Source organism: Azospirillum sp. CT11-132 (assembly GCF_047302835.1).
In the GTDB taxonomy this organism is placed as follows: Bacteria; Pseudomonadota; Alphaproteobacteria; order Azospirillales; family Azospirillaceae; genus Azospirillum.
The window spans coordinates 838,394-858,883 of sequence record NZ_JBGLZA010000005.1 but is presented as its reverse complement, the minus strand read 5'-3'; the positions used below and the strand labels follow the sequence as shown (position 1 = coordinate 858,883).

At 67.5% G+C, this 20,490-nt stretch carries 19 protein-coding genes; 10 read left to right on the top strand and 9 right to left on the bottom strand.

Annotated features, from left to right (window positions below; translation table 11 throughout):
* Positions 1-76 precede the first annotated feature (76 nt).
* Complete coding sequence (locus tag ACCD06_RS23605; RefSeq protein WP_413343945.1) at positions 77-1,045, bottom strand: IS5 family transposase; 969 nt, start codon at positions 1,043-1,045, stop codon at positions 77-79.
* Positions 1,046-1,353: 308 nt separating this feature from the next.
* Here ACCD06_RS23605 and ACCD06_RS23600 point away from each other — a divergent pair, with 308 nt between their 5' ends.
* Positions 1,354-2,382 (top strand): IS110 family transposase, encoded by a 1,029-nt coding sequence (locus tag ACCD06_RS23600; protein WP_413343943.1) that lies wholly within the window; start codon positions 1,354-1,356, stop codon positions 2,380-2,382.
* A gap of 596 nt (positions 2,383-2,978) precedes the next feature.
* Here the strand turns inward: ACCD06_RS23600 and ACCD06_RS23595 are convergent.
* The gene (locus tag ACCD06_RS23595) at positions 2,979-4,382 is read right to left on the bottom strand and encodes an amidase (RefSeq protein ID WP_413343941.1); all 1,404 of its coding nucleotides are present in this window, start codon (positions 4,380-4,382) and stop codon (positions 2,979-2,981) included.
* Positions 4,383-4,597: 215 nt separating this feature from the next.
* Here ACCD06_RS23595 and ACCD06_RS23590 point away from each other — a divergent pair, with 215 nt between their 5' ends.
* From ACCD06_RS23590 to ACCD06_RS23575, 4 genes are all read left to right on the top strand, one after another.
* The gene (locus ACCD06_RS23590) at positions 4,598-5,716 is read left to right on the top strand and encodes an ABC transporter ATP-binding protein (protein WP_109157124.1); all 1,119 of its coding nucleotides are present in this window, start codon (positions 4,598-4,600) and stop codon (positions 5,714-5,716) included.
* A 72-nt stretch (positions 5,717-5,788) separates the two neighbouring features.
* On the top strand, positions 5,789-6,835 hold the full coding sequence (locus ACCD06_RS23585; RefSeq protein ID WP_413343939.1) for an ABC transporter substrate-binding protein: 1,047 nt from the start codon (positions 5,789-5,791) through the stop codon (positions 6,833-6,835).
* Positions 6,836-6,871: 36 nt separating this feature from the next.
* Complete coding sequence (locus tag ACCD06_RS23580; RefSeq protein WP_109152112.1) at positions 6,872-7,729, top strand: ABC transporter permease; 858 nt, start codon at positions 6,872-6,874, stop codon at positions 7,727-7,729.
* A 15-nt stretch (positions 7,730-7,744) separates the two neighbouring features.
* The gene (locus ACCD06_RS23575; RefSeq protein ID WP_109157126.1) at positions 7,745-8,566 is read left to right on the top strand and encodes an ABC transporter permease; all 822 of its coding nucleotides are present in this window, start codon (positions 7,745-7,747) and stop codon (positions 8,564-8,566) included.
* 6 nt (positions 8,567-8,572) lie between these two features.
* Here ACCD06_RS23575 and ACCD06_RS23570 read toward each other — a convergent pair whose 3' ends face one another.
* Positions 8,573-8,926, bottom strand: a complete 354-nt coding sequence (locus ACCD06_RS23570) for a hydroxyisourate hydrolase (RefSeq protein ID WP_413343936.1) — start codon at positions 8,924-8,926, stop codon at positions 8,573-8,575.
* A 26-nt stretch (positions 8,927-8,952) separates the two neighbouring features.
* Here ACCD06_RS23570 and ACCD06_RS23565 point away from each other — a divergent pair, with 26 nt between their 5' ends.
* From ACCD06_RS23565 to ACCD06_RS23555, 3 genes are read left to right on the top strand one after another with little or no spacing between them, the layout of a single operon-like run.
* Positions 8,953-10,149: an MFS transporter gene (locus ACCD06_RS23565; protein ID WP_109157128.1), complete on the top strand. Its 1,197-nt coding sequence runs from the start codon at positions 8,953-8,955 to the stop codon at positions 10,147-10,149.
* Positions 10,146-11,537, top strand: coding sequence for an amidase (locus ACCD06_RS23560; protein WP_413343933.1), 1,392 nt, complete (start codon positions 10,146-10,148; stop codon positions 11,535-11,537). Before ACCD06_RS23565 ends, ACCD06_RS23560 begins: the two co-directional genes overlap by 4 nt.
* Positions 11,534-12,265, top strand: a complete 732-nt coding sequence (locus ACCD06_RS23555) for a GntR family transcriptional regulator (RefSeq protein ID WP_109157130.1) — start codon at positions 11,534-11,536, stop codon at positions 12,263-12,265. Before ACCD06_RS23560 ends, ACCD06_RS23555 begins: the two co-directional genes overlap by 4 nt.
* Before the next feature lie 56 nt (positions 12,266-12,321).
* Here the strand turns inward: ACCD06_RS23555 and hydA are convergent, their stop codons facing one another.
* The 6 genes from hydA to ACCD06_RS23525 are packed head-to-tail and all read right to left on the bottom strand — an operon-like array spanning position 12,322 to position 18,628.
* On the bottom strand, positions 12,322-13,758 hold the full coding sequence (gene hydA, locus ACCD06_RS23550) for a dihydropyrimidinase (protein WP_413343931.1): 1,437 nt from the start codon (positions 13,756-13,758) through the stop codon (positions 12,322-12,324).
* A 31-nt stretch (positions 13,759-13,789) separates the two neighbouring features.
* On the bottom strand, positions 13,790-14,536 hold the full coding sequence (locus ACCD06_RS23545; protein WP_247871579.1) for an aspartate/glutamate racemase family protein: 747 nt from the start codon (positions 14,534-14,536) through the stop codon (positions 13,790-13,792).
* A 44-nt stretch (positions 14,537-14,580) separates the two neighbouring features.
* Positions 14,581-15,933, bottom strand: a complete 1,353-nt coding sequence (locus tag ACCD06_RS23540) for an amidohydrolase family protein (RefSeq protein ID WP_109157132.1) — start codon at positions 15,931-15,933, stop codon at positions 14,581-14,583.
* The gene (locus ACCD06_RS23535; RefSeq protein ID WP_109157133.1) at positions 15,930-16,748 is read right to left on the bottom strand and encodes an ABC transporter ATP-binding protein; all 819 of its coding nucleotides are present in this window, start codon (positions 16,746-16,748) and stop codon (positions 15,930-15,932) included. The genes ACCD06_RS23540 and ACCD06_RS23535 overlap by 4 nt, the downstream gene beginning before the upstream one ends.
* Positions 16,749-16,752: 4 nt before the next feature.
* The gene (locus ACCD06_RS23530; protein WP_109157134.1) at positions 16,753-17,559 is read right to left on the bottom strand and encodes an ABC transporter permease; all 807 of its coding nucleotides are present in this window, start codon (positions 17,557-17,559) and stop codon (positions 16,753-16,755) included.
* Between the two features lie 52 nt (positions 17,560-17,611).
* Positions 17,612-18,628: an ABC transporter substrate-binding protein gene (locus ACCD06_RS23525; protein ID WP_109157135.1), complete on the bottom strand. Its 1,017-nt coding sequence runs from the start codon at positions 18,626-18,628 to the stop codon at positions 17,612-17,614.
* A 223-nt stretch (positions 18,629-18,851) separates the two neighbouring features.
* On the opposite strand from ACCD06_RS23525, the gene ACCD06_RS23520 reads away from it, so the two are divergent.
* Positions 18,852-19,565 carry a GntR family transcriptional regulator gene (locus ACCD06_RS23520; protein ID WP_109157137.1) on the top strand — a complete coding sequence of 238 codons (714 nt, stop codon included), beginning with the start codon at positions 18,852-18,854 and terminating at the stop codon, positions 19,563-19,565.
* Positions 19,566-19,759: 194 nt separating this feature from the next.
* Positions 19,760-20,455: an IS6 family transposase gene (locus ACCD06_RS23515; protein WP_413343926.1), complete on the top strand. Its 696-nt coding sequence runs from the start codon at positions 19,760-19,762 to the stop codon at positions 20,453-20,455.
* The last annotated feature ends 35 nt before the right edge of the window (positions 20,456-20,490 follow it).

Sequence of the window (20,490 nt, the reverse complement as noted above, 5' to 3'; positions counted from 1 at the left end):
GCCGGCGATCTCGCGCAGGACCGACGTTGTTGCATCGAGGCGGTGGAACTTCTGACGGCGTGGCCGACGCTGTTGATTACGCGATGCGGATGGAGTCCGGGCGTCCGAGGTCGAGCATGCGGTTCAGGACCAGGACGGCGACGCCGATCTCGGTCTGCTGCCGGTCGTCGGTATGGAAGCGCAGACCATCCCCGATCACGTGTTTGTAGCGGCTGAAGAAGGCCCCCACGAGCGCGCGTAAGTTGTAGCCAGATGTTGCCTGCCACGCCCTGCGACCACCGTCAGCGATGGCCTGCAGATGCCGGTCCCGCGGTGTCGGATCACTCTGCGCGGTATCGCTCGGCACCGCGGTGGAGCGCGGCGGCACGACCACGGCCGCCCCTGGGTGCCGCTCGTTCACGGCCTCGTAGACGGCGCTCTGGTCGTAAGCGCCGTCGGCGATGACGGCCTCGAGTGGCTCAGCGATCTGGTTCAGCAGTGGGCCGACTTGCGAGGCGTCATCCATGTCATGGTCGGTCAGTGTCGCGGCGACGATGCGCCCGGTGGCGGCGTCCAGGCCGATGTGCAGCTTGCGCCACGCGCGGCGCCGGCGCGTGCCGTGCTTCTCGACCAGCCAGTCGCCGGGGCCGCACAGCTTCACACCGGTGCTGTCGACCAGAAGACGCACCGGTTTGTTGGCTGTTGCCAGCGGGGCCAGGACGGTGACGGTCTTGGCCCGGCGGCTGAGCGTGGAATGATCCGGTACCGCCAGATCGAGCCCGAGCAACTGGACGAGGGAGGCGACCAGACCCTCCGTTTGCCGCAGGGCCAAGCGGTACACCGCGCGCAGCGTCAATGCTGTGAGGATCGCCAGGTTGGAGTAGGTGTGCTGCCCGCCCGGTGTGGATCGGGTCTCGGCCCGCCAGCGCTCCACGGCCTCGTCGCCGAACCACACGGTCAGGCTGCCACGCGCCCGCAGCGCGGCATCATACTCCTGCCAGTTGCGAACCCTGTATCGCTGCTTGGGGATGTGATGACGGCGCGCGGCGTTGGCTTTGAACGGCATCGGCTGGATCAGAACAGGGAAAGGTCAACGACGCCTCCCCTACGTTCCCACCCCGCCATCCGCAATCCCCGCCTCGCTGCAACAACGTCGAAGCACAGCCAAACCGCCGTCGCGATGATCTCGGCAGGATAGCGATAGCCAGCGTAGCGGGGATCGGGGCGCATCGCCATGCCGTCCCATACCCCGCCACCGTCGGCCCAGGCAACGGAATGGGCGACAAGTTGATGGTGTGGACGACCGCTGCTCCCGGCATCGAGGTGCCATAGATTGGTGGTTGCAGACTCCCACCTGACGAGAGGGCCGTCCACATGAGCATTGTCACCGTCGGTCTCGATCTTGCCAAGCACGTCTTCCAGGTCCATGGCGTTGATGAAGCCGAAAAGGTGGTCGTGCGCCGGCAGCTTCGCCGGCAGCAGGTGGAGGCGTTCTTTCGTGGCTTGACGCCTTGCCTGGTCGGTATGGAGGCGTGCGCGACGGCTCATCACTGGGCGCGTCTCATCAGGGCTCTCGGCCATGAGGTCCGGCTGATCCCGCCGACCCGGGTCAAAGCCTACGTCCAGCGCGGCAAGAAGAACGACGCCGCCGATGCCGCGGCCATCGCCGAGGCCGTGACCCGGCCGCAGATGGCCTTTGTTCCGATCAAGAGCGAAGAGCAGCAAGCGGCTCTGGTCCTTCACCGCTCCCGTGACCTGCTGGTCCGCCAGCGTACCATGCTGCTCAATGCCCTGCGCGCCCATCTGGCGGAATTCGGCATCGTGGGGGCGCAGGGCCCCCGGAAGCTGGCCGAGTTGATCAATCAGCTGAGCGATCTGCCGATCCCCGAGCTGGTTCGCTTGGCCCTGGGGGAATTGGCCCAGCAGGTCGAGAACTGCAGCGCGCGAATTGCGGCCCTGGAGAAGGCCATCCTGGCGTGGCATCGCACCACCGAAGCCAGCCGCAATCTGGCCACCATCCCCGGCATCGGGCCGATCACCGCCTCGGTGCTCGCCGCCACCGTCACCGATCCGAGCGCGTTCAAGAACGGCCGCCATCTGGCCGCGTGGCTGGGGCTGGTGCCGCGGCAGAATTCCAGCGGCGGCAAGGATCGGCTCGGCGGCATCACCAAGGCAGGCGACCGCTCGCTCCGCCGTCTTCTGGTCATGGGCGCCACCACGGTGATCCGCTATGCCCGCAGCAAAGCGCCCGGCGAGGGCGAGTGGCTGAAGGGCCTGCTGGCCCGCAAACCGGCTCGGTTGGCCAGCATCGCGCTGACCAACAAGATGGCCCGCATCGCCTGGGCGGTGCTCAGCCGCGGCGACGTCTACCGCAAGACTGTCCCGGTTCCGGCGGTTACCTGAGCCGTCAGCGCCAGGAGCATCCGGAGCGGATTGTCCGCCCGTCCGCGGAATCTTCTCAAGCCTGGCCCTGCGGGCCATCGCCTGCGGCGGCGCTGGGCTTAACAAGGCCCCGCCGACGAGCGGTCTGTTCCACAATCGGATGCAAGCCACCGTGTCGCTGGACCGTCCGGTTTGGTAACGCTGAAGAACAGGACAATGCTGTGTGGGGGTGCAGAGAGAGGTGATGGCGAAACGGTTCGAGCCAGGGATTGGGAAGACCCACGTACTGTCATGCGCCTCGAGCGCGGCAAGTTGATCGGGACCCAATCCCGCGGAGTTCATCATGGCCCGCGGTCATCAGCACCGCATTCTTCGAGGCCGGACACATGACCGCACCCGACCTTTTCGCCAAGCCAGTTCTCTTTTCCCTTGCGCCGCAGCGGTCGTCCACACATGACAGTACCATCTGGGCTGGAGGCGGCGATCGCCCAAGCCGGTTCCGTTCAAGGTTCCATCCCAGCCTTATGACCAAGCGCAAATCCCATAGATTTGCCCGGTTGCCGGCTCGGTCGACAGGTTGGTGCGGAGCAGCAAAGCTCTGGGATACGCGCGATATTTTATCGGGTCACCAAAGCGGGCGGCCAGCGATGAACGAACCCGGCCTCCCGCTCCAGCATCCGACCTAGGCGGATCAACCGTCGCTCCTCGCCCGGACGGGCAATCAGTTGGATGCCAAAGGGCAGTCCATCTCCACCGACCGGCAGGGTCAGCACGGGGAAGCCGATCAATGTGACAATGGCGGTGACACCGAGGTAGTCGAGAATGGTCTCCACCGGCCGCCCGTCGATCACCGTCACCTCGCCATCCTCGTTCGGCCAGGGCAGCACGCCGCAGGCCGGGGCGGCCAGCACGTCGATCTCCTCGAACAGGGCGACGAAGCGGCAGTAGAGCGCGGTGCGGGCGGCCTGCGCCGCCAGATAGGCGGCGGCGGTGATGCCGCTCCCCGCCTCGATGTTCCAGCGCACGGTGTCGGTCAGCGCGTCACCATGCTTGGCCAGCATCGGGCCGAAGGCGTGCCGGGTCTGGGCGGCACGCAAGGTGCGGAAGGTCGCCATGGCGTCGGCGCAGTCGGGATGGCGGCGCGAAATCGGTCCGGCAACCCGCTCCAGCCGCTCGACCGCCTCGGCGAAACGCTCCCGCACTGCGTGGGACACGGTGGCGACGCCGAAATCGGCGGTGGCGCCCAGCCGAGTGTCCGATCCATCATCGCGATCACCGAACAGAGACGTCGGGTCGCGCAGGTCGCTGCCCGCCATCGCCGACAGCAGCAGGGCGCAATCGGCGGTGTCGCGCGCCAGCACGCCGTGCGTCGCCAGCGTGTCCCAGCCCAGCGCGCGGCCGGGCGCCGGGATCAGTCCCGGCGTCGGCCGGATGGAGGCGACGCCGCAAAAGCTCGCCGGCACCCTCACCGACCCGCCGAAATCGGTGCCGTGCGCCAGCGGAGCCATGCCGGCGGCGACGGCAACCGCCGATCCGCCGCTCGATCCGCCGGAGGTCAGCCGCGCGTCGAACGGATTGCGCGTCGGTCCCGCCAGACGGTTGCGGCAGATCGCTCCGAAGCCGAATTCCGGCGTGTTGGTCTTGCCGATGACGATGCCGCCGGCCGCCTCGATCCGCGCCACCGCGATGTCGCTGGTGGCCGGCACATGGTCGGCATAGAGCGCCGAGCCGTAGGTGGTGCGGATGCCGGCGGTGTCCGTCAGGTCCTTCACCGCCACCGGCAGGCCATGCAGCGGGCCGGCGGGCGGGCCCGTCCGCCCCAGCGTCGCGTCCAGTTCCGCGGCCCGGGCCAGCGCCTCGTCCGCGGCGACGGTGATAAAGGCGCAAAGGTCGGGATTGGCGGCGGCGATCCGGTTCAGATGCGCCTCCATCACCGCCCGCGCCGAAAGCTCCCCACCGGCCAGACGCGCCGCCAAGGCGGCCGCGCCGTCCTGCCACAGACCGTCGCTCTGCACAGACATCCATCGATCTCCCAGCCGCTGTCCCGGCGATGGCGCCAAAAGCGGCAACTGCATCCGGTCGCCGCTCAAGATGACGGCATACCCGATTCCACGCTTCAGGCAGCGTATTCCAGAACATACTTATCATACTGTAATATATGGAAAACACGAAAATCGGCATGCTGTTTGCTTAGGGAGGACGCATAGAACGGAAACGCGAAAGGGATGGTGCAGCCATGGTCAGCGCTTCGCCCAACGGTCCGACTTCCTCACGCGGGCAGACGCTCCTCCTGGATGGGATCACCCAACGCTACGGCGCCTCACTCGCCGTCGACGGGGTCACGCTCGACATCCGCGGCGGCGAACTGGTGGCCCTGCTCGGCCCGTCGGGCTGCGGCAAGACGACCCTGCTCAGGATCATTGCCGGCTTTCTGGCCCAGACCAAGGGCCATGTGATGGTCGGCGGGCAGAGCGTCGACGGCCTGTCGCCCAACCGCCGGTCGGTCGGCATCGTCTTCCAGAACTATGCGTTGTTCCCGCACATGACGGTGGCGGAAAACGTCGCCTACGGGCTGGATGCGCGCGGCGTCGACCGTGCCACCCAGCGCAGCGAGGCGCAGCGCATGCTGGATCTGGTCAAGCTCGGGCATCTGGGCGACCGCACCCCGCGCCAGTTGTCCGGCGGGCAGCAGCAGCGCGTGGCACTGGCCCGTGCGCTGGCGGTCAACCCGTCGATCCTGCTGCTGGACGAGCCCTTCGCCGCGCTGGACAAAAACCTGCGGCTGGACATGCAGATCGAAGTGAAACGGATCCAGCGCCTGTCCGGCATCACCACCATCCTCGTCACCCACGACCAGGAAGAGGCGCTGTCGATGGCCGACCGTGTCGCGGTGCTGAGCCAGGGCCGCCTGGAACAGTTCTCCCCGCCGACCGAGATCTACGACGCGCCCGACAGCCTGTTCGTCAACACCTTCGTCGGTTCGGCCAACCTGCTGGGCGGGGTGCTGGTCGACTGCGACCGCACCGCCGGCCGGGTGCGGCTGGATGCCGGCGGACTGATCGAGACGCGCGCGCCCAAGGACGACCTGCGGCCAGGTTCCCGCGTCACCGTCTGCCTGCGCCCTGAACATCTGAGCGTCGATCCGGCCGCGACCGATGCCGACACGCTGAACGGCGTGGTGGAGATGGGGCTGCCGCTGGGCGCCACCGTCGTCCATGAGATCCGCGTCGGCGACGGCACCGCCGTCAAGGTGTCGGAACCGCGCATCCAACGCGCCGACCTGCTGGCCCCCGGCACGCCGGTACGGCTGGCGCCGGTGGCCCCCCGCCTCGCCTCGGTCTTCGCCGCGGCCTGACCTGCTTATTGCCCCTTAGATCCGCCCACCTCCTCTCACCTTCAGGCCTCCTCTCACCTTCAGGAGTGAACGATGCTGCTGACCCGCCGCAATCTGATGCAGACAGCGCTGACGCTGGGTGCCATGCACGCCTTCCCCGGCCTGACCTGGGCGCAGGCGCGCCCGCTGGTCTTCGCGACCTTCACCGGCAGCTGGGAGGAAGCCCACAAGGCGGTGCTCGTCCCCGCCTTCCGCAAGGCGGCAGACAATGCCAACATCGTTCTGGACCCGATGCTGTCGGTCGACCAGATCGCCAAGGTCAACGCCGCCAAGTCCAACCCGCCGATCGACGTCATGCTGCATGATCCGGGTCCGGCGCTGCAGGCCATCGCGCAGGATCTCGTCGAACCCTATCCGGTCGAGAAAAGCGCCCACTACAAGGACCTGATCCCGGCTGCGCAGGTCCCGATGGGGCCGGCGCCCTTCTTCCAGGTGGTCGGCATCACCTACAACCCCGAGACGGTGAAGACGCCGCCGACCTCCTGGGCCGACCTGTGGAAGCCTGAATTCAAGGGCCGCGTCGGCATTACCAACCTGAACTCGACCCTCGGCACCGGCTTCATGGTCGAACTCGCCAAGATGCATGGCGGTTCGGAAGCCAACATCGACCCGGCCTTCAAGGCGATCGAGGCACTGCGCCCCAGCCTTGCCGCCGTCGCCGCCAACCCCGGACAGCTCGCCACCCTGTTCCAGCAGGGCCAGATCGACATTTCCCCCGGCAACTTCAACGCCATCCAGATCCTGAAGGCGCGCGGCGTTCCGGTGGAGTTCGTCATCCCCAAGGAAGGCGCCATCGCCTTCAAGACGACCATCCACATCGTCAAGAACTCCCCCAACAAGGAGCTGGCCTTCAAGCTGATCGAAGCCGCCCTGTCGCCCGAGGTGCAGGCCACGCTGATGGAGGAGCCCTATCTGATCGTGCCGACCAACACCAAGGTCGCGATCAAGGGCGAACTGGCCAAGACGCTTGCCAAGGATCATGCCGAGATCGCCAAGAAGTTCGTGTTCCAGGACTGGGGCAAGATCAACGAGCAGCGCGCGGCCTGGATCGAGCGGTTCAACCGCGAAATCCGCGTCTGACCATCCCACAAGCCCGCCAGCCGGAGGAGGCGCCCCATGGCCGCGACGTTGCGCGACGTCACCACCTACGACCTGAAGCTCGCGGCTCCGCTGGCGGCGGGCTTCGTCCTGTTCTTCGTCACGCCGCTGGTGATCCTGCTGGCGCTGAGTTTCCAAACCGACCAGCAGGGCGGCCATTACGGGCTGACTCAATATGTCAATTTCCTGGGCGACAGCTTCAGCCTGGGGGTTCTGGGCTCCACCCTGTGGCTGGGGGTGAAGGTGACGGTGCTGACCCTGCTGCTGGGCTATCCGGTGGCATGGCTGCACCAGCGCTCCCCCGGCTGGGCCAGGGGGCTGATCATGCTGCTGGTGTTGCTGCCGTTGCTGACCAGCGTGGTGGTGCGCACCTTCGCCTGGGTGGTCATCCTGGGCCGCCAGGGCATCGTCAACGCCACGCTGGCTTGGCTGGGGCTGATCGATACGCCGCTTAAGCTGCTCTACACCGACGGTGGCGTAGTCGTGGCACTGGCGCAAGTGCAGATGCCGCTGATGGTGCTGCCGATCATCACGGCGCTCAGCCGCATCGATCCGAACCTCGCCGATGCCTCGTCGGTGCTGGGGGCCGGGCATTGGCGGACCTTCCGCAAGGTGCTCCTGCCGCTGTCGCTGCCGGGCATCGTCGCCGGCTGCCTGCTGACTTATGCCGCGGCGATCACCGCCTTCATCACGCAGAGCCTGATCGGCGGCGGCCAGATGCTGTTCATGCCGATGTACATCTACCAGCAGGCCTCCACCCTGCAGAACTGGCCCTTCGCCGCAGCGATCTCCATCGTCTTCCTGGTGTCGGTGCTGGTGGTGGTTTCGATCTTCAACGCGCTGGGCCGCCTGTCGCGCGGCTATGCCAACGCCTGACCAGGGGAGGCTGTCATGTCCAATATTGCCGGTCGCCGCATCGATTTCGACGCGCTCAGCTTCCGCATCGTCATGACCGGGATCGCGCTGATGGCCCTGGTCCTGCTGGTCGCCCCCACCGTGGTGGTCATCTGGGTATCCTTCACCAGCGGTTATTCCCTGAAATTCCCGCCGCCCGGCTATTCGCTGCGCTGGTATGGGGAGCTGTGGAATGCCTGGCAGCTCCAGTTCGCCATGATGAACAGCCTGAAGGTGGCCGCTTGGGCGACCGGTCTGTCGGTCCTGCTCGGCGTCTCCGCCTCGCTGGGCATCGCAAGGTCGCCGACGCTGACCGCCAAGGTTCTTGACAGCCTGTTCCTGTCGCCGCTGGTGCTACCGGCGCTGGCCTTCGGCCTGTCGTCGCTGATGTTCTTTTCGATGATCGGGGTGCCGGTGTCGCCGCTGACGCTCATCATCGGCCACACGGTCGTCTCCGTGCCATTCGTGGTGCGCAACACGGTGGCGTCGCTAGCCCAGATGAACCCGTCGCTGCTGGAGGCGTCGTCCAGCCTGGGTGCGGGGCGCTGGTACGGCTTCCGCCGCGTCACCCTTCCGCTGATCCGACCCGGCATCATGGCCGGCGGATTCATCGCCTTCATGGCGTCCTTCGACAACGTCCCCGTCTCGCTTTTCCTGCGCGACGCCGCCACCGACATGCTGCCGATCCGCATGTGGCAGGATCTGGAAGGCCGGCTGGACGTCACCGTCGCAGCGCTGTCCGGCGTGCTGATCGTCGCCACCATCGCGCTGATGCTGGTGATGGAACGTGTCGCCGGCCTTTCCAAACGGTTGACCTGACCCGTGTCATACACCCAAAAAGAGCGAAACCCCGTAGGGCGTGAACTTGAAGGGCAGATGGAGATGGCGGTCGAGGTCGGTGACGACAAAACGGAACGGAACGATGTCGAGGAAGCGGGCCTGCTCCTCGGCATAGCCGGCCGCGCGCAGCCAGTCGCCGACATGGAACAGCACCTCGTGCGGGCCTTCCGCGATGCCCTCGCCGCGCACAGTTGGATGGTCGAGCTGTCCGTTGGCGCCGAGGTCGCCCGTGGCCAGCAGCCGACGCTCCGGAGTCAGCGCGTAAAGCTCCACCCGCATGCCCTGGGCCGCGACGCCGCGCGCCACGTCCACGCCATGGATCGAAACTCCGCCTGCCATGCCGCCTCCGTCTTCGGTTCGCCGCGATGGTAGCCGACACGGCGACCGCGACGCCAGTTCCACGGCTTCCCCCGCTCCTTCCGGCGCTGGCCGGCATGACCGGCCTGCAGGCGCTGGTCGCGCTTGCCCTGTTCGCACCGGGGGTACTGGCGCCCCGATTGGGGATTGATCCGGCGGGGCTGGGCCTGTTCACCACAACCGGCTTCGCGGTCGGGATGGCGGCGTCGCTGTATGGGGGCGTGCTGGCCGGGCGTCTCGGGCCCTTCCGGGTCGCCAGCCTCTGTGCGGCGGCGGTCGCTGCCGCCATGCTGTGCGCGATGATGGGCGGGAGCGCCGCAGCGCTGCTGGCCGCTGGAATCGCCATCGGCCTTGCCTGCGGACCTGAAACACCGGCCAGTGCCGCGATCCTCGGCCGGCTGGTTCGGGAAGCCGACCGGCCGATGGTGTTTTCCGTCCGCCAGACAGGCAACCAGATCGGCGCCATGGCTGGATCGCTTGCTCTGCCGCTTCTGGCCGTCGCCCTGGATCCCCGCGCCGGCTATGCGGTCATCGCGATGCTGGCGCTGGCCTGCATTCCGGTCTTCGAGCGGCTGCGGCCTGTCTATGATCCGTTGACCCGCAATGCCGCCGCTGGTTTCGGTCTGGGTACGGCGATTCAACTGCTGCGCGGCGATCCGGCGCTGCGACGGATGGCGCTAGCGGCCCTCCCCTATTCCGCCAGCCAACTGACGCTGAACGGCTTTTTCGTGGTTTTCGCGGTGGCGGAACTGGGTCTGGAGCATGTGTCCGCCGGGGTAGCGCTGGCTGCCGGGCAAGCCGGCGGTCTGGTGGGACGGCTCGGCTGGGGCGTGGTGGCATCGCGCTGGATGGCGCCACGCCGGCTGGTCGGCCTGCTGGGGCTGGGCATGGCCGCAGCATCGATCCTGGTGGGATGGGCCGGAGCCTCCCTGCCCTTCCCGGTGCTGACAATGGCGACTTTCCTGTTCGGACTGACCGCCAGCGGCTGGAACGGCGTGTTCGTGGCCGAGGTCGCAAGGCTGGCGCCCGCCGGCCGCATCGGCGAGGCGACCGGCGCCGTCATGGTTGGCGGCTTTGCCGGGCTGATCGCCGGACCGATCCTGCTGGTCGCCGCCGCCGCGGTCAGCGACCTCGCCACCGGCTATATCGCCGTGGGTCTGCTGGCGGCGCTGGCCGGCCTCAGCCTTCTCGGAGACAAGCGATGACCAATCCTCCGCGTGCGCGCGCCATTGCCGAAGCCGTGCGCACCGGCCGCAGCAGCGCCCGCGCCGAAACAGAAGCGGCGCTGGTCCGCATCGCCATCGGCAACCCGGCGCTGAACGCCTTCGTCTCCGTCGATGAGGCCAAAGCGCTGGCCGAGGCGGATGCCATCGACCGCCGGCTGGCCGCCGGAGAAAAGCCGTTGCTGGCCGGTGTCCCGGTCGCGGTCAAGGACACCATCTGGGTCGCCGGCCGCCGCGTCACACAAGGGTCACGCCTGTTCGCGGACTTCCGTGCTCCGGCTGACGCCATCGCGGTGGAGCGGTTGCGCACTGCCGGCGCCGTCATCGTCGGGATGGCCAACAGCTCCGAATTCGCCTGCAAGGGCGTCACCACCAACCCACTGTTCGGACCAACGCACCACCCGCAGGATCCGACCCTGACCCCCGGCGGGTCGAGCGGCGGGCCTGCCGTGGCGGTGGCCGCCGGGCTGGTGCCGCTGGCGCTCGGCACCGATGCCGGCGGGTCGAGCCGCCGCCCACCCGCCCATGTCGGCGCGGTCGGGTTCAAGCCGTCCTTCGGCGCCATCCCCTACGGCCCCGGCTTCGCCGAACCCTTCACCGGCATCGCCGTGATGGCCCCGATCGCCGCCGATGTCGCCGACGCGGCGCTGATGTTCGAGGCGCTTTGCGGCCCCGATCCGCGCGATCCCGAGTCCATCGCCGTCGCCCCTGCGGCCACCCGACCGCCCGAATGCCTGACCGTCGCCTACAGCCCCCGCTTCGGCCTGGATGCACCGGTCGACGAGGATGTGCGGCAGGCGGTCAAAGGCACGGTGGACGCACTGGAACGGGCGGGCGGGCGCATCGTCCGGCGCGATCCGTCCTGGCCGGCCGGGGTGACAGAAACGGCGCTGATGCCCTTGCAGCATGCCGGACTGGCCGCCCTCTACGGCGACGCCTTCCGTCACGACCCGACGCTGTTCGATCCCGACATCGCCGTGCAGATCGAACGCGGCCTGACTCTGACGGGGGCGGAGGTCGCGGCGGCGCAGTTGCTGGGGGTGGAGGTCGCACGCGCACTCGCCGCCTTCTTCACCGACGCGGACCTGCTGATTGGCCCGACGACGCCCTGCGTCGCCTGGCCGCTGGACCGGTTGGGTCCGGAAGCCATCGGAGGGCAGGCGGTGCCGCCGCGGGCCCATGCCGTCTTCACCCCGTTGTTCAATCACGCCAAGGTTCCGGCGATCAGCCTGCCCTGCGGCATCGGCCGTGACGGGCTGCCCGTAGGGATGCAGGTCGTCGCCCCACGCGGGCGGGACCGCCGGGTGCTGCGCTTCGCCGCCCATATTGAAACGGTGCTCGCCGCCGGCGGGCAAGGACACCCCGGATGAGCATGGACAACGACGTTCCCAGAGACGCCTCCGAAACCGAAGCCGCCCCCCGGCGCCGCCGCACGGTGCCTCCGCCGCCGCTGGCGGAGATGGCGGTGGAACGTTTGCGCGCCATGATCATCTATGGCGAGCTGCCGCCGTCGGCCCGCCTGATCGAGCCGGAGCTGAGCGAGAAGCTCGGCATTTCCCGCACGCCCCTGCGCGAGGCGCTGAAGCTGCTGGCGGCCGACGGGCTGGTGATGCTGCGTCCCAACCGCAACGCCATCGTTGCACCGCTCAACGCCGACGAGCTGATCCACCTGTTCGAGGCTGAGGGCTGCATCGAGAGCTTCGCCGCGAGGCTGGCCGCCGAACGCATGACCGCCGCCGACCTGCGCCGTCTGCGCGGCTTCCAAGACAGGATCGAAGCGTTGCAGGGGGCCGGGGTTCTTGAGGAGTATTTCTCGATCAACCAGAAGATCCACCGGCTGATCGTGTCCGGCGCCAAGAATCCGGCATTGGTGGATGCGCATGACCGGCTGCTCGGCCGGCTGGCGCGGGCACGCTATTTCGCGCTGGGCGCCCAGGGCCGCTGGAAGGAGTCGGTGCTGGAACACCGCGAGATCCTGGCAGCGATGGAGGCCCGCGACGGCGAGACCGCCCAGCGCCTGTTCATGCACCATGTCGGCCGCACCGGCGAGGTGGTGGCCGCAGCCTGCGCCTCGCCAAAGGCACGGCGGGCTGGGTAGCGACCGTCCTTAAGCCGGCGAGGATCGCCCTCTCCCGCCCCGGGAGAGGGAGTGCATCAAAACGGCAGAACCGGCGCTGGGGCGCTTTTGGGACGCGCTGGGGCCGGCAGGCCGCAGGGCAGGAATTGGCCGCGGCCGGGCTGAGCCAGAAGCGCGCCGTCGCGGCACACCACCGCCCCACGGGAGATCGTCGCCACCGGCCAGCCGGTGACCTCCATCCCCTCATAGGGGGTGTAGTCCACATTGTGGTGCAGCATGGCGTTCGTGACGGTCACCCGCCGGGTCGGGTCCCACAGGGCGATGTCGGCGTCGGCCCCGACCGCGATCGTGCCCTTGCGCGGATGCAGGCCATACATGCGGGCCGGGTTGGTGGCGGTGAGCTCCACGAACTTGGTCAACTCCATCCGCCCGGTCATCACGCCAGCGGAGAACAGCAGCGGCAGGCGCGTCTCCACCCCCGGAATGCCGTTGGGCACGCAGCGGAAGGGCGCTTTCTCGCCATGGACCTTCTTGCCGCCCGGGCCGCCGAAATGGAACGGCGCATGGTCGGATGAGAAGACCTGGAAGGTGCCGCCGGTCAGCCCGTCCCAGATTACGGCCTGATTGGCGGCATCGCGCGGCGGCGGCGAGCAGATGCACTTGGCTCCGTCGAAGCCTTCCCCGCCCAGATCGTCGGCGGTGAGGAACAGATATTGCGGACAGGTCTCGGCGTAAATCCGCAGGCCGCGTCCCTGCGCCCAGCGGATCTGCTCCACCGCATCAGCGCCGGAGACATGGACGATCAGGATCGGCACGTCCACCAGTTCGGCCAGCGAGATGGCCCGGTGGGTGGCCTCGCGCTCCGCCACCCGCGGGCGGGAGACGCCATGGAAGAAGGGAGCGGTCTGCCCGGCGCGCTCCAGCTTTTCGGTCAGCCAGGCGATGCAGTCGGCGTTCTCCGCATGCATCATCACCATGGCGCCCTCGCTGCGGGCGATGTCGAGAACCTCCAGGATCTGGCGATCGTTCAGCTTCAGCGCATCGTAGGTCATGTAGATCTTGAAGGACGTGTAGCCCTCGCGGATCAGCGCCGGCAACTCCTGCCCCAGCACCTGTTCGGTCGGATCGGTGACGATCAGGTGGAAGGCGTAGTCGATGACCGGCTTGCTGGCGGCGCGCCGGTGATAGTCGTCCACTGCCTCGCGCAGCGACCGGCCCTTTTCCTGGCAGGCGAAGGGAAGCACCGTGGTGGTGCCGCCGAATGCGGCGGAGCGGGTGCCGGTCAGGAAATCGTCGGCCATCACCGAACCGTCGCCGGTCGGCTGGTCGAAATGGACATGTCCGTCGACGCCGCCGGGCAGGACCAGCAGACCGGCTGCGTCGATCTCCTCACCTCCGGGGGCGAGGCCGGCGCCCAGCGCGGCGATCGTCCCGCCGCGCACGCCGACATCGGCCTTGAACACGTCCGACGCGGTGGCGATCGTGCCGTTGCGGATGACCAGATCGAATTCCATGTTCCCCTCCCCTGTTTCAGCCATCAACCGGTCAGCCGTGCAGTTCCCGGAACAGGCTGCCCCAGCCCTCGACACGGCGGGTGTCGACGCCGGTCATGCGCAGTGCCTTCCACACCACGGTGGACACGGTATCGTAGACGGGGATGCCCAGCGCCTTTTCCACCCGCTCGGCCACCGGAGCGCCGCGCATGTTGGTGCAGATGATGGCGATGGCCTCCGGCTTCGCCTCCGCCACTTCGGCGCACATGCGCTCGATCCGCTCCTCGGTGATCTCGGAGAAGGAGAAGTTGCCGCGGTCGTTCAGATGACGCTCCGCCACGACTTCGAAGCCGGCGGCATTGTAGTTGGCGACCATCCGTTCCTGGATTTCGTCGAGATAGGGGCTGACGATGGCGAAGCGCTTGCGCCCCGTCGTCTGCAGAATCTCGTTCAGCGCCAGCATGGAGGTGCAGGCCGGGATGCCGGTCTCCGCCGCGATGGTGCGGCACAGCCTCTCGTCGGCATCGAAGCCGAGCCAGCCGGCCGAGGTGCCGTTCCAACCGATCACGTTCAGTTTCGCGTCGGCCAGCAGGCGGGCGGCGTCGAGGAAGGGCGCATCGGTGAACTGGTCCAGCGCCGCGGCGCGCAGCGAGATTTCCTTGACGGTGAAGCGGCCGAAATGGGCCGACACCTCCGGCAGCCCGCTCAGCATGGCGGAGGTCACCGGCTCGAGAACCGTGTTGGACGACGGGGTCAGCATCCCCAGAAGGACGCGCTTGGTCAGGTCGGGCATGCTCATGTTCGGTCCTTATCGCTTCAGGCGTTTCTTGTTCTCAGGGGGGCTCAGGCGCGCGCCCACAGCGCGCGGGCGGCCTCGTCGGCCTCGATGCAGATCCGCTCCAAGTCGGCGCGCAGCAGGCGGCCGTCTTCCACCAGAATCTCGCCGTCCACCATCACCATCTCCACGTCGCGGCCCTGGCCGGTGTGGACCAGCGTGCCGAGTGGATTGATCTGCGGGCGCAGGTGCGGACGGCGGCTGTCGAACACCACCAGATCGGCGCATTTGCCAACGGTCAGCGTGCCGATCCGGTCGGCCATGCCGACGGCCTCGGCCCCGCCCAGTGTAGCCATGCGGAAGACGTCGGCCGGCTGCCAGTCGGCGGTGACGCCGCCTTGGCCGATGCGGGCGGTGGCGAGCGCCCAGCGCATCGTCTCCACCATGTCGCCATGCTGGGTGTCGGTGCACAGCGCCAGATTAACCCCCGCCGCCTTCAGGGCGGGGGTCGGCGCGAGCCTGCCGGATGCGGCGTTGCATTTGGGCACATGCACCGCATGGGCGCCGGCATGGGCTAATCGGGTGATGTCGTCGTCATCGACATAGAGGCAATGGGTGGCGAGAAGCCGGTCGTTCAGCAGCCCGACCTCCTCCAGCAGGGCCGCGGGCGACAGGCCGGTGGACGCGCGGACGCGCTCCACCTCCACCCGGCTTTGCGCCAGATGAGTGTTGACGCGCATCCCGCGGGCCGACGCCTCGGTGCCGAGTGTCCGCAGGAAGCCGGGCGAACAGGTGTCCGGCGCATGGGCGGCCATCTGCACCTCGATGCGCCCATCCTGAGCCCCGTGCCAGCGGTCGTGCAGGTCGAGCGTCCGTCGCAGCAGATCCTCGCCGATCCCGGCATCGAAGCGCCACTCCCCCTGCGGCACGCGGGCGAAATCCACGTCGTGCACCCGCCAGCCGGCATGGACCCGCAGCCCCAATTCCGCGATGGCGTCAAGCGTCGCCTCGGCATGGACGAAATGGTCGCAGACCAGGGTGGAACCTGACAGCAGCGCCTCGGCCACGCCGAGCCGGGCCAGCGCCCGCGCCTCCTCCGGCGTGGCGTCGGTGCCCTTGGGAACACCGGGGGTGTAGGACGGGGCAAACCCCAGGTCGGCGGCGACGCCGCGCACCATCACCAGCACCGCATGGAGGTGGGCGTTGACGAAGCCCGGCGTTGCCAGCCGGCCGGGACGATACAGCGTGCGCTCCGCCGCCGGCAGTCCGGCGGAGACCGGGGCCAGATGGGCGATCCGGCCGTCGCGGATGCCGATGGCGGCGTCCTCGATGATGCCCAGCATCGGGTCGCCTGTGATGGCGGTGACGCCGGTCAGCAGCAGGTCGAGCGGGGGCCGGGTCGGGGGCGCGGCCGGGGTCATGCCGTCGCACCCTGCCGGCTGACCGCCAAGGAGTCCGGACGTGCCTCCTTGCGCTGCTGCATCCCTTCCTCGCGGATCAGGTTCAGGATGTGGCGCTTGTGGTCGTTGAACTGCTGGCTGGTGATGTCGCGCGGGCGCGGCAGGTCGAGGTCGATCAGTTCGCGCACCCGTCCCGGCCGGCTGGTCAGAACGGCGACCTGGGTGCCCAGCACCAGCGCCTCGTCCACGCTGTGGGTGACGAAGACGATGGTGCAGCGCTGCTTCTGCCAGATGGCGACCAACTCTTCCTGCATGTCCATCTTGGTCTGGGCATCCAGCGCCGCGAACGGCTCGTCCATCAGGATGACCTGCGGGTTCAGCAGCAGGGCGCGGGCGATGCCGACACGCTGGCTCATGCCGCCCGACAGTTCGGCCGGGAAATGGTTCTCGAAGCCGCGCAGGCCCACCATGTCGATGTATTCCTGCGCCGCCGCGCGGCGGTCAGCCTTGCGCCAGCCCTTCAGCCGCAGATGGAAGGCGACGTTCTCCCACACCGGCAGCCAGGGCATCAGGTTGGCCTGCTGGAAGACCATGCCGCGGTCGGCGCCCGGCCCGTCCACCGGCTTGCCGCCGACCGTCACGCTGCCGCTGGTCGGCTTCTCGAAGCCGGCGATCATGTTGAGCAGCGTTGACTTGCCGCAGCCCGACGAGCCCAGCAGGCAAAGGAACTGGTTCGGTTCCACCGAAAGGCTGACATCGTCGATGGCCAGCAGATCGCGCTTGCGCTTGGCGTCACGGAAAATCTTGGTGATGTTCTTCAGCTCGATGGAGGCCATGGCGTCAGCCCTCCCGGCTTTGCAGGGTGGATCCGTGCTGCCAGTGCAGCGCCACGGACATCAGGAGCTTGATCAGGCCGTCGGTCGCGTAGCCGAGCAGGCCGATGCTGGCCATGGAGGCGAGAACGAGGTCATAGCGCAGGAAGTAATAGCTGTCCCACAACACGTACCCCAGCCCGCTCTTGACCGCGACCATCTCCGCCGTGACCGTGAGCATCCAGGCGGCACCAATGCCGATACGCAGCCCGGCGAAGATGCTGGGCAGGGCCGCCGGGAACACCACATGGCGCAGAAGCTGCTGTTCGGTGGCGCCCATCATGGAGGCGGCGCGGATCAGGTTGCGGTCGGCCGTCTTCACCCCGTGGATGGTGTTCATCAGGATGGGGAAGAAGGCACCGAGGAAGACCAGGAAGATGGCCGGCTTGTTGGCGATGCCGAACCAGATGATCGCCAGCGGAATCCAGGACACCGGCGGAACCGGGCGCAGCATCTGGATGGTCGGCTCCACCGTCCGTTCGACCCAGCGCCACCAGCCGATGGCGATGCCCAGCAGGATGCCGCTGACCGCCGCGATGCCGTAGCCGGCGGCGACCCGCAAGGCGCTGGACAGCGCGTCGGCCAGCCAGCGTCCGCTGTTGGCCTGTGCGGTCTCGTCGAAGCCGAACACCCAGTCGCCCCACGCATGCAGAACCACCGTCGGCGGCGGCAGCAGCGCCGCGGGCAGAAGGCCGGAGCGCGACACGGCTTCCCACGCCCCCAGGATGAAGAGGGGAACGACAGCACGTTCCCAGGATTTCCATATCGCCGTCATGAACCGGACTCCTGTCCCATAAAACATCTGGCCGGATGCAGCCGGTTGCGGATCAGAATCCCAGCTCGGTCTTCGGCTTGTTCGTGACGGTCTCCAGGAACTTATAGTCGAGGTTCTTTTCGGCAGCGGCGGAGACGTCGTGGCTGATGTATTTCAGGTCGCGCATCATCGCGGCGATGGCCAGCGTGCTGTCCTTGTGCATGGCATAGTCGGGCGAGGCGTTCTTCAGCGCTTCCGCGGCGACCGTCTTGTCCATACCGGTGTACTTGTTGATGGTGTCGACCCAGGCGCCCTTGTCCGCCTTCAGCTTGTCGACCAGTGCCACGACGGACGCGACGGTCGCCTCGACCGCCTTGGGATGCTCCTTGATCACGTCGGACCGGGTGACGATCAGGTTGGTCAGGTTGCCGGCGGCCTGATCGTAGGGAAGCGTGAAGTGCCGGCCCACCCCGCTGCCGCGGATCTGCGAGGCGAAGGGCTCGACCGTGCAGATCACGTCGACCTCGCCGCGCTGGAGGGCGGCGGCATGGTCGGATGGGTTTGGGATGTTGACGAACTGCACGTCCTTGTTGGCGTCGATGCCGTTCTTCAGGAAGGCGCCGCGCATGTGGATGTCCTGGGCGTTCCCGCGCGACGCAGCGACGCGCAGCGGCTCTCCCTTCGCCTTGCGATCGGCGATCAGCGCCTTCAGCCCGGTCCAGTCGTCCGCTTTCAGCTCGATCCCCTTGGCGGTCAGAATCTCCGAGCCGCCATTCACCTGACCGGAGATGGCCACCACGTCGAACCCTTTGTCGAGAGCGGTGATGTAGTGGAGGTAGGTGACCTGCGCCACATCGATGCTCTTGGACACCAACGCCGTCAGCACGTCGTTGCCGGAATTGAAGTTGATCGCCTCGATCTTGACGCCCGTCGCCAAGTCCGGCGTCAGCGCCATCGGCAGGCAGTGGGCGCATTTGGCGAATCCCAGCTTCACCGCTTCCGTGTCGGCGGCTTGGGCGGTCACGGCAGCCGCGGACAGGGCGAGGACCACGCTGGTGACGGCGCCAAACGTGAAGGATCGAAGCGACATGGGCGAAATTCCCTGATGCGGTTGCGATGATCCGACAGTCGCAAGCCGCGTGCCAAATTGTATACAATATGGTGATTTGTAATTTATCTCGTTATATCAACTGCGTATGCTAATCCGTGATGAACATGCGCCAGCGTCCGCTCTTGCCTTGTTTTTAAGCGCATGGCATCGTTCGCGCATCACTGCACAATCATTCAGCACAATGGGCATCGCCGGATCGACCATGGACACCGTGAAGACCGCCAAGGCCTCCGCCGGGCCGATCCGCCGTGAAACACTGCATCACGGCGCCGTCGCGGAACTGCGCGCGATGATCCTTTCCGGCGAATTGCGTCCGGGCAGCCGCGTACCGGAGGTCCAGCTGTGCGAGCAGCTCGGGGTATCCCGCACGCCCTTGCGGGAAGCGCTCCGCGTCCTGGCGGCGGAGGGGCTGGTGGAACTTCGCCCGCACCGCGGCGCCGTGGTGACGCTCATCGATCCAAAGGAAATCGCCGCCGTCTTCGAAGTGATGGAGGCGCTGGAAGCGCTTGCAGGCGGACTTGCCTGCCAGAGGGGCACGGTGGAGGAGTTCGCCGAACTTGACCGGCTCCATGCCCTGCTTCACGCTCAATTCGAAGCCGGCGACCGGCTGGCATATTTCATGACCAATCGTCAGATACACGCCTGGATCGTCGCAATGGCGCGCAACCCATCTCTGGAAGTCACCTATGCTGGCTTCGCCTCAAAGATCCTCCGCGCCCGGTCACTGGCCAATTATGATGCCAACCGCTGGCGCGACTCCCTGAGCGAACATGAGAGCTTCATGGTGGCGCTCCGGCGGCGCGATGCAGCGGCGGCCGGCAGTCTCCTGGCAGACCACTGCGGCCACACCGCGGATGCCGTCCTCGCTGCGCTCAATGTGGCTCTGTTGCAAAGTTTGCCGGCAGGCGCGAGATGATGGTTACGGGCATCACCGCCGATGCTATGCGTCCTGGAGTTCGAGCTGCTGGCTGATGAACTGCACGGCCTCGGCGAGCACGCAGGGTCCGACGTTGAAGGCGCGTTCGACGAGGCGCGCCTCGCCCCGCATGTCGCGGGGGCATTGTCACATCAACGATGGTGGCCTGTCGGTCGTGACGGTAACCTCGCGGGATGCCGCCGCTCTCGTATGCCCGCCACCACTTCCCGCCCGCGATCATCCAGCATGCAATCTGGCTCTATCTCCGGTTCACACTAAGCTACCGGGATGTCGAGGAGCTGCTGGCCGAACGCGGCGTGGACGTATCCTACGAGACCATCCGCCGCTGGGTCCTGACGTTTGGACCGGCCATCGCCGGCAACCTGCGGCGATTGCGTCCCAAGCCCAGCCCACCCTGGCACCTGGACGAGATGGTGATCAGGGTCGGCGGCCGGCTCATGTACTTGTGGCGGGCCGTCGATGATGAAGGCGAGGTGCTGGAGGTGCTCGTCCAGCGCCGACGCGACAAGGCTGCGGCGTTGAAGTTGATGCGCAAGCTGCTGAAGAAGCACGGTTTCGCGCCCACCCAGGTCACGACCGACAAGCTCCGGTCCTACAGGGCCGCTTTCCGCGAACTCGGTTTGACCGCCCACCATGAACAAGGGCGTCGAACGAACAACCGCGCCGAAGTCTCGCACCAGCCGGTGCGGCGACGCGAGCGGAAGATGCAGCGGTTCAAATCGCCCGCGTCCGCTCAGCGCTTCGTTTCCCTGCACGCCGCCGTCTACAATTGCTTCAACCTCCAACGCCACCTGGTATCCCGTCGTACCCTGCGCACCTTCCGGGCGCGGGCCAGGGCCGACTGGCAAGCAGCCACCGCTGCGGCGTGAGCCTGTCGGGAAATCGAAGCATGCTGCGCGCCGGC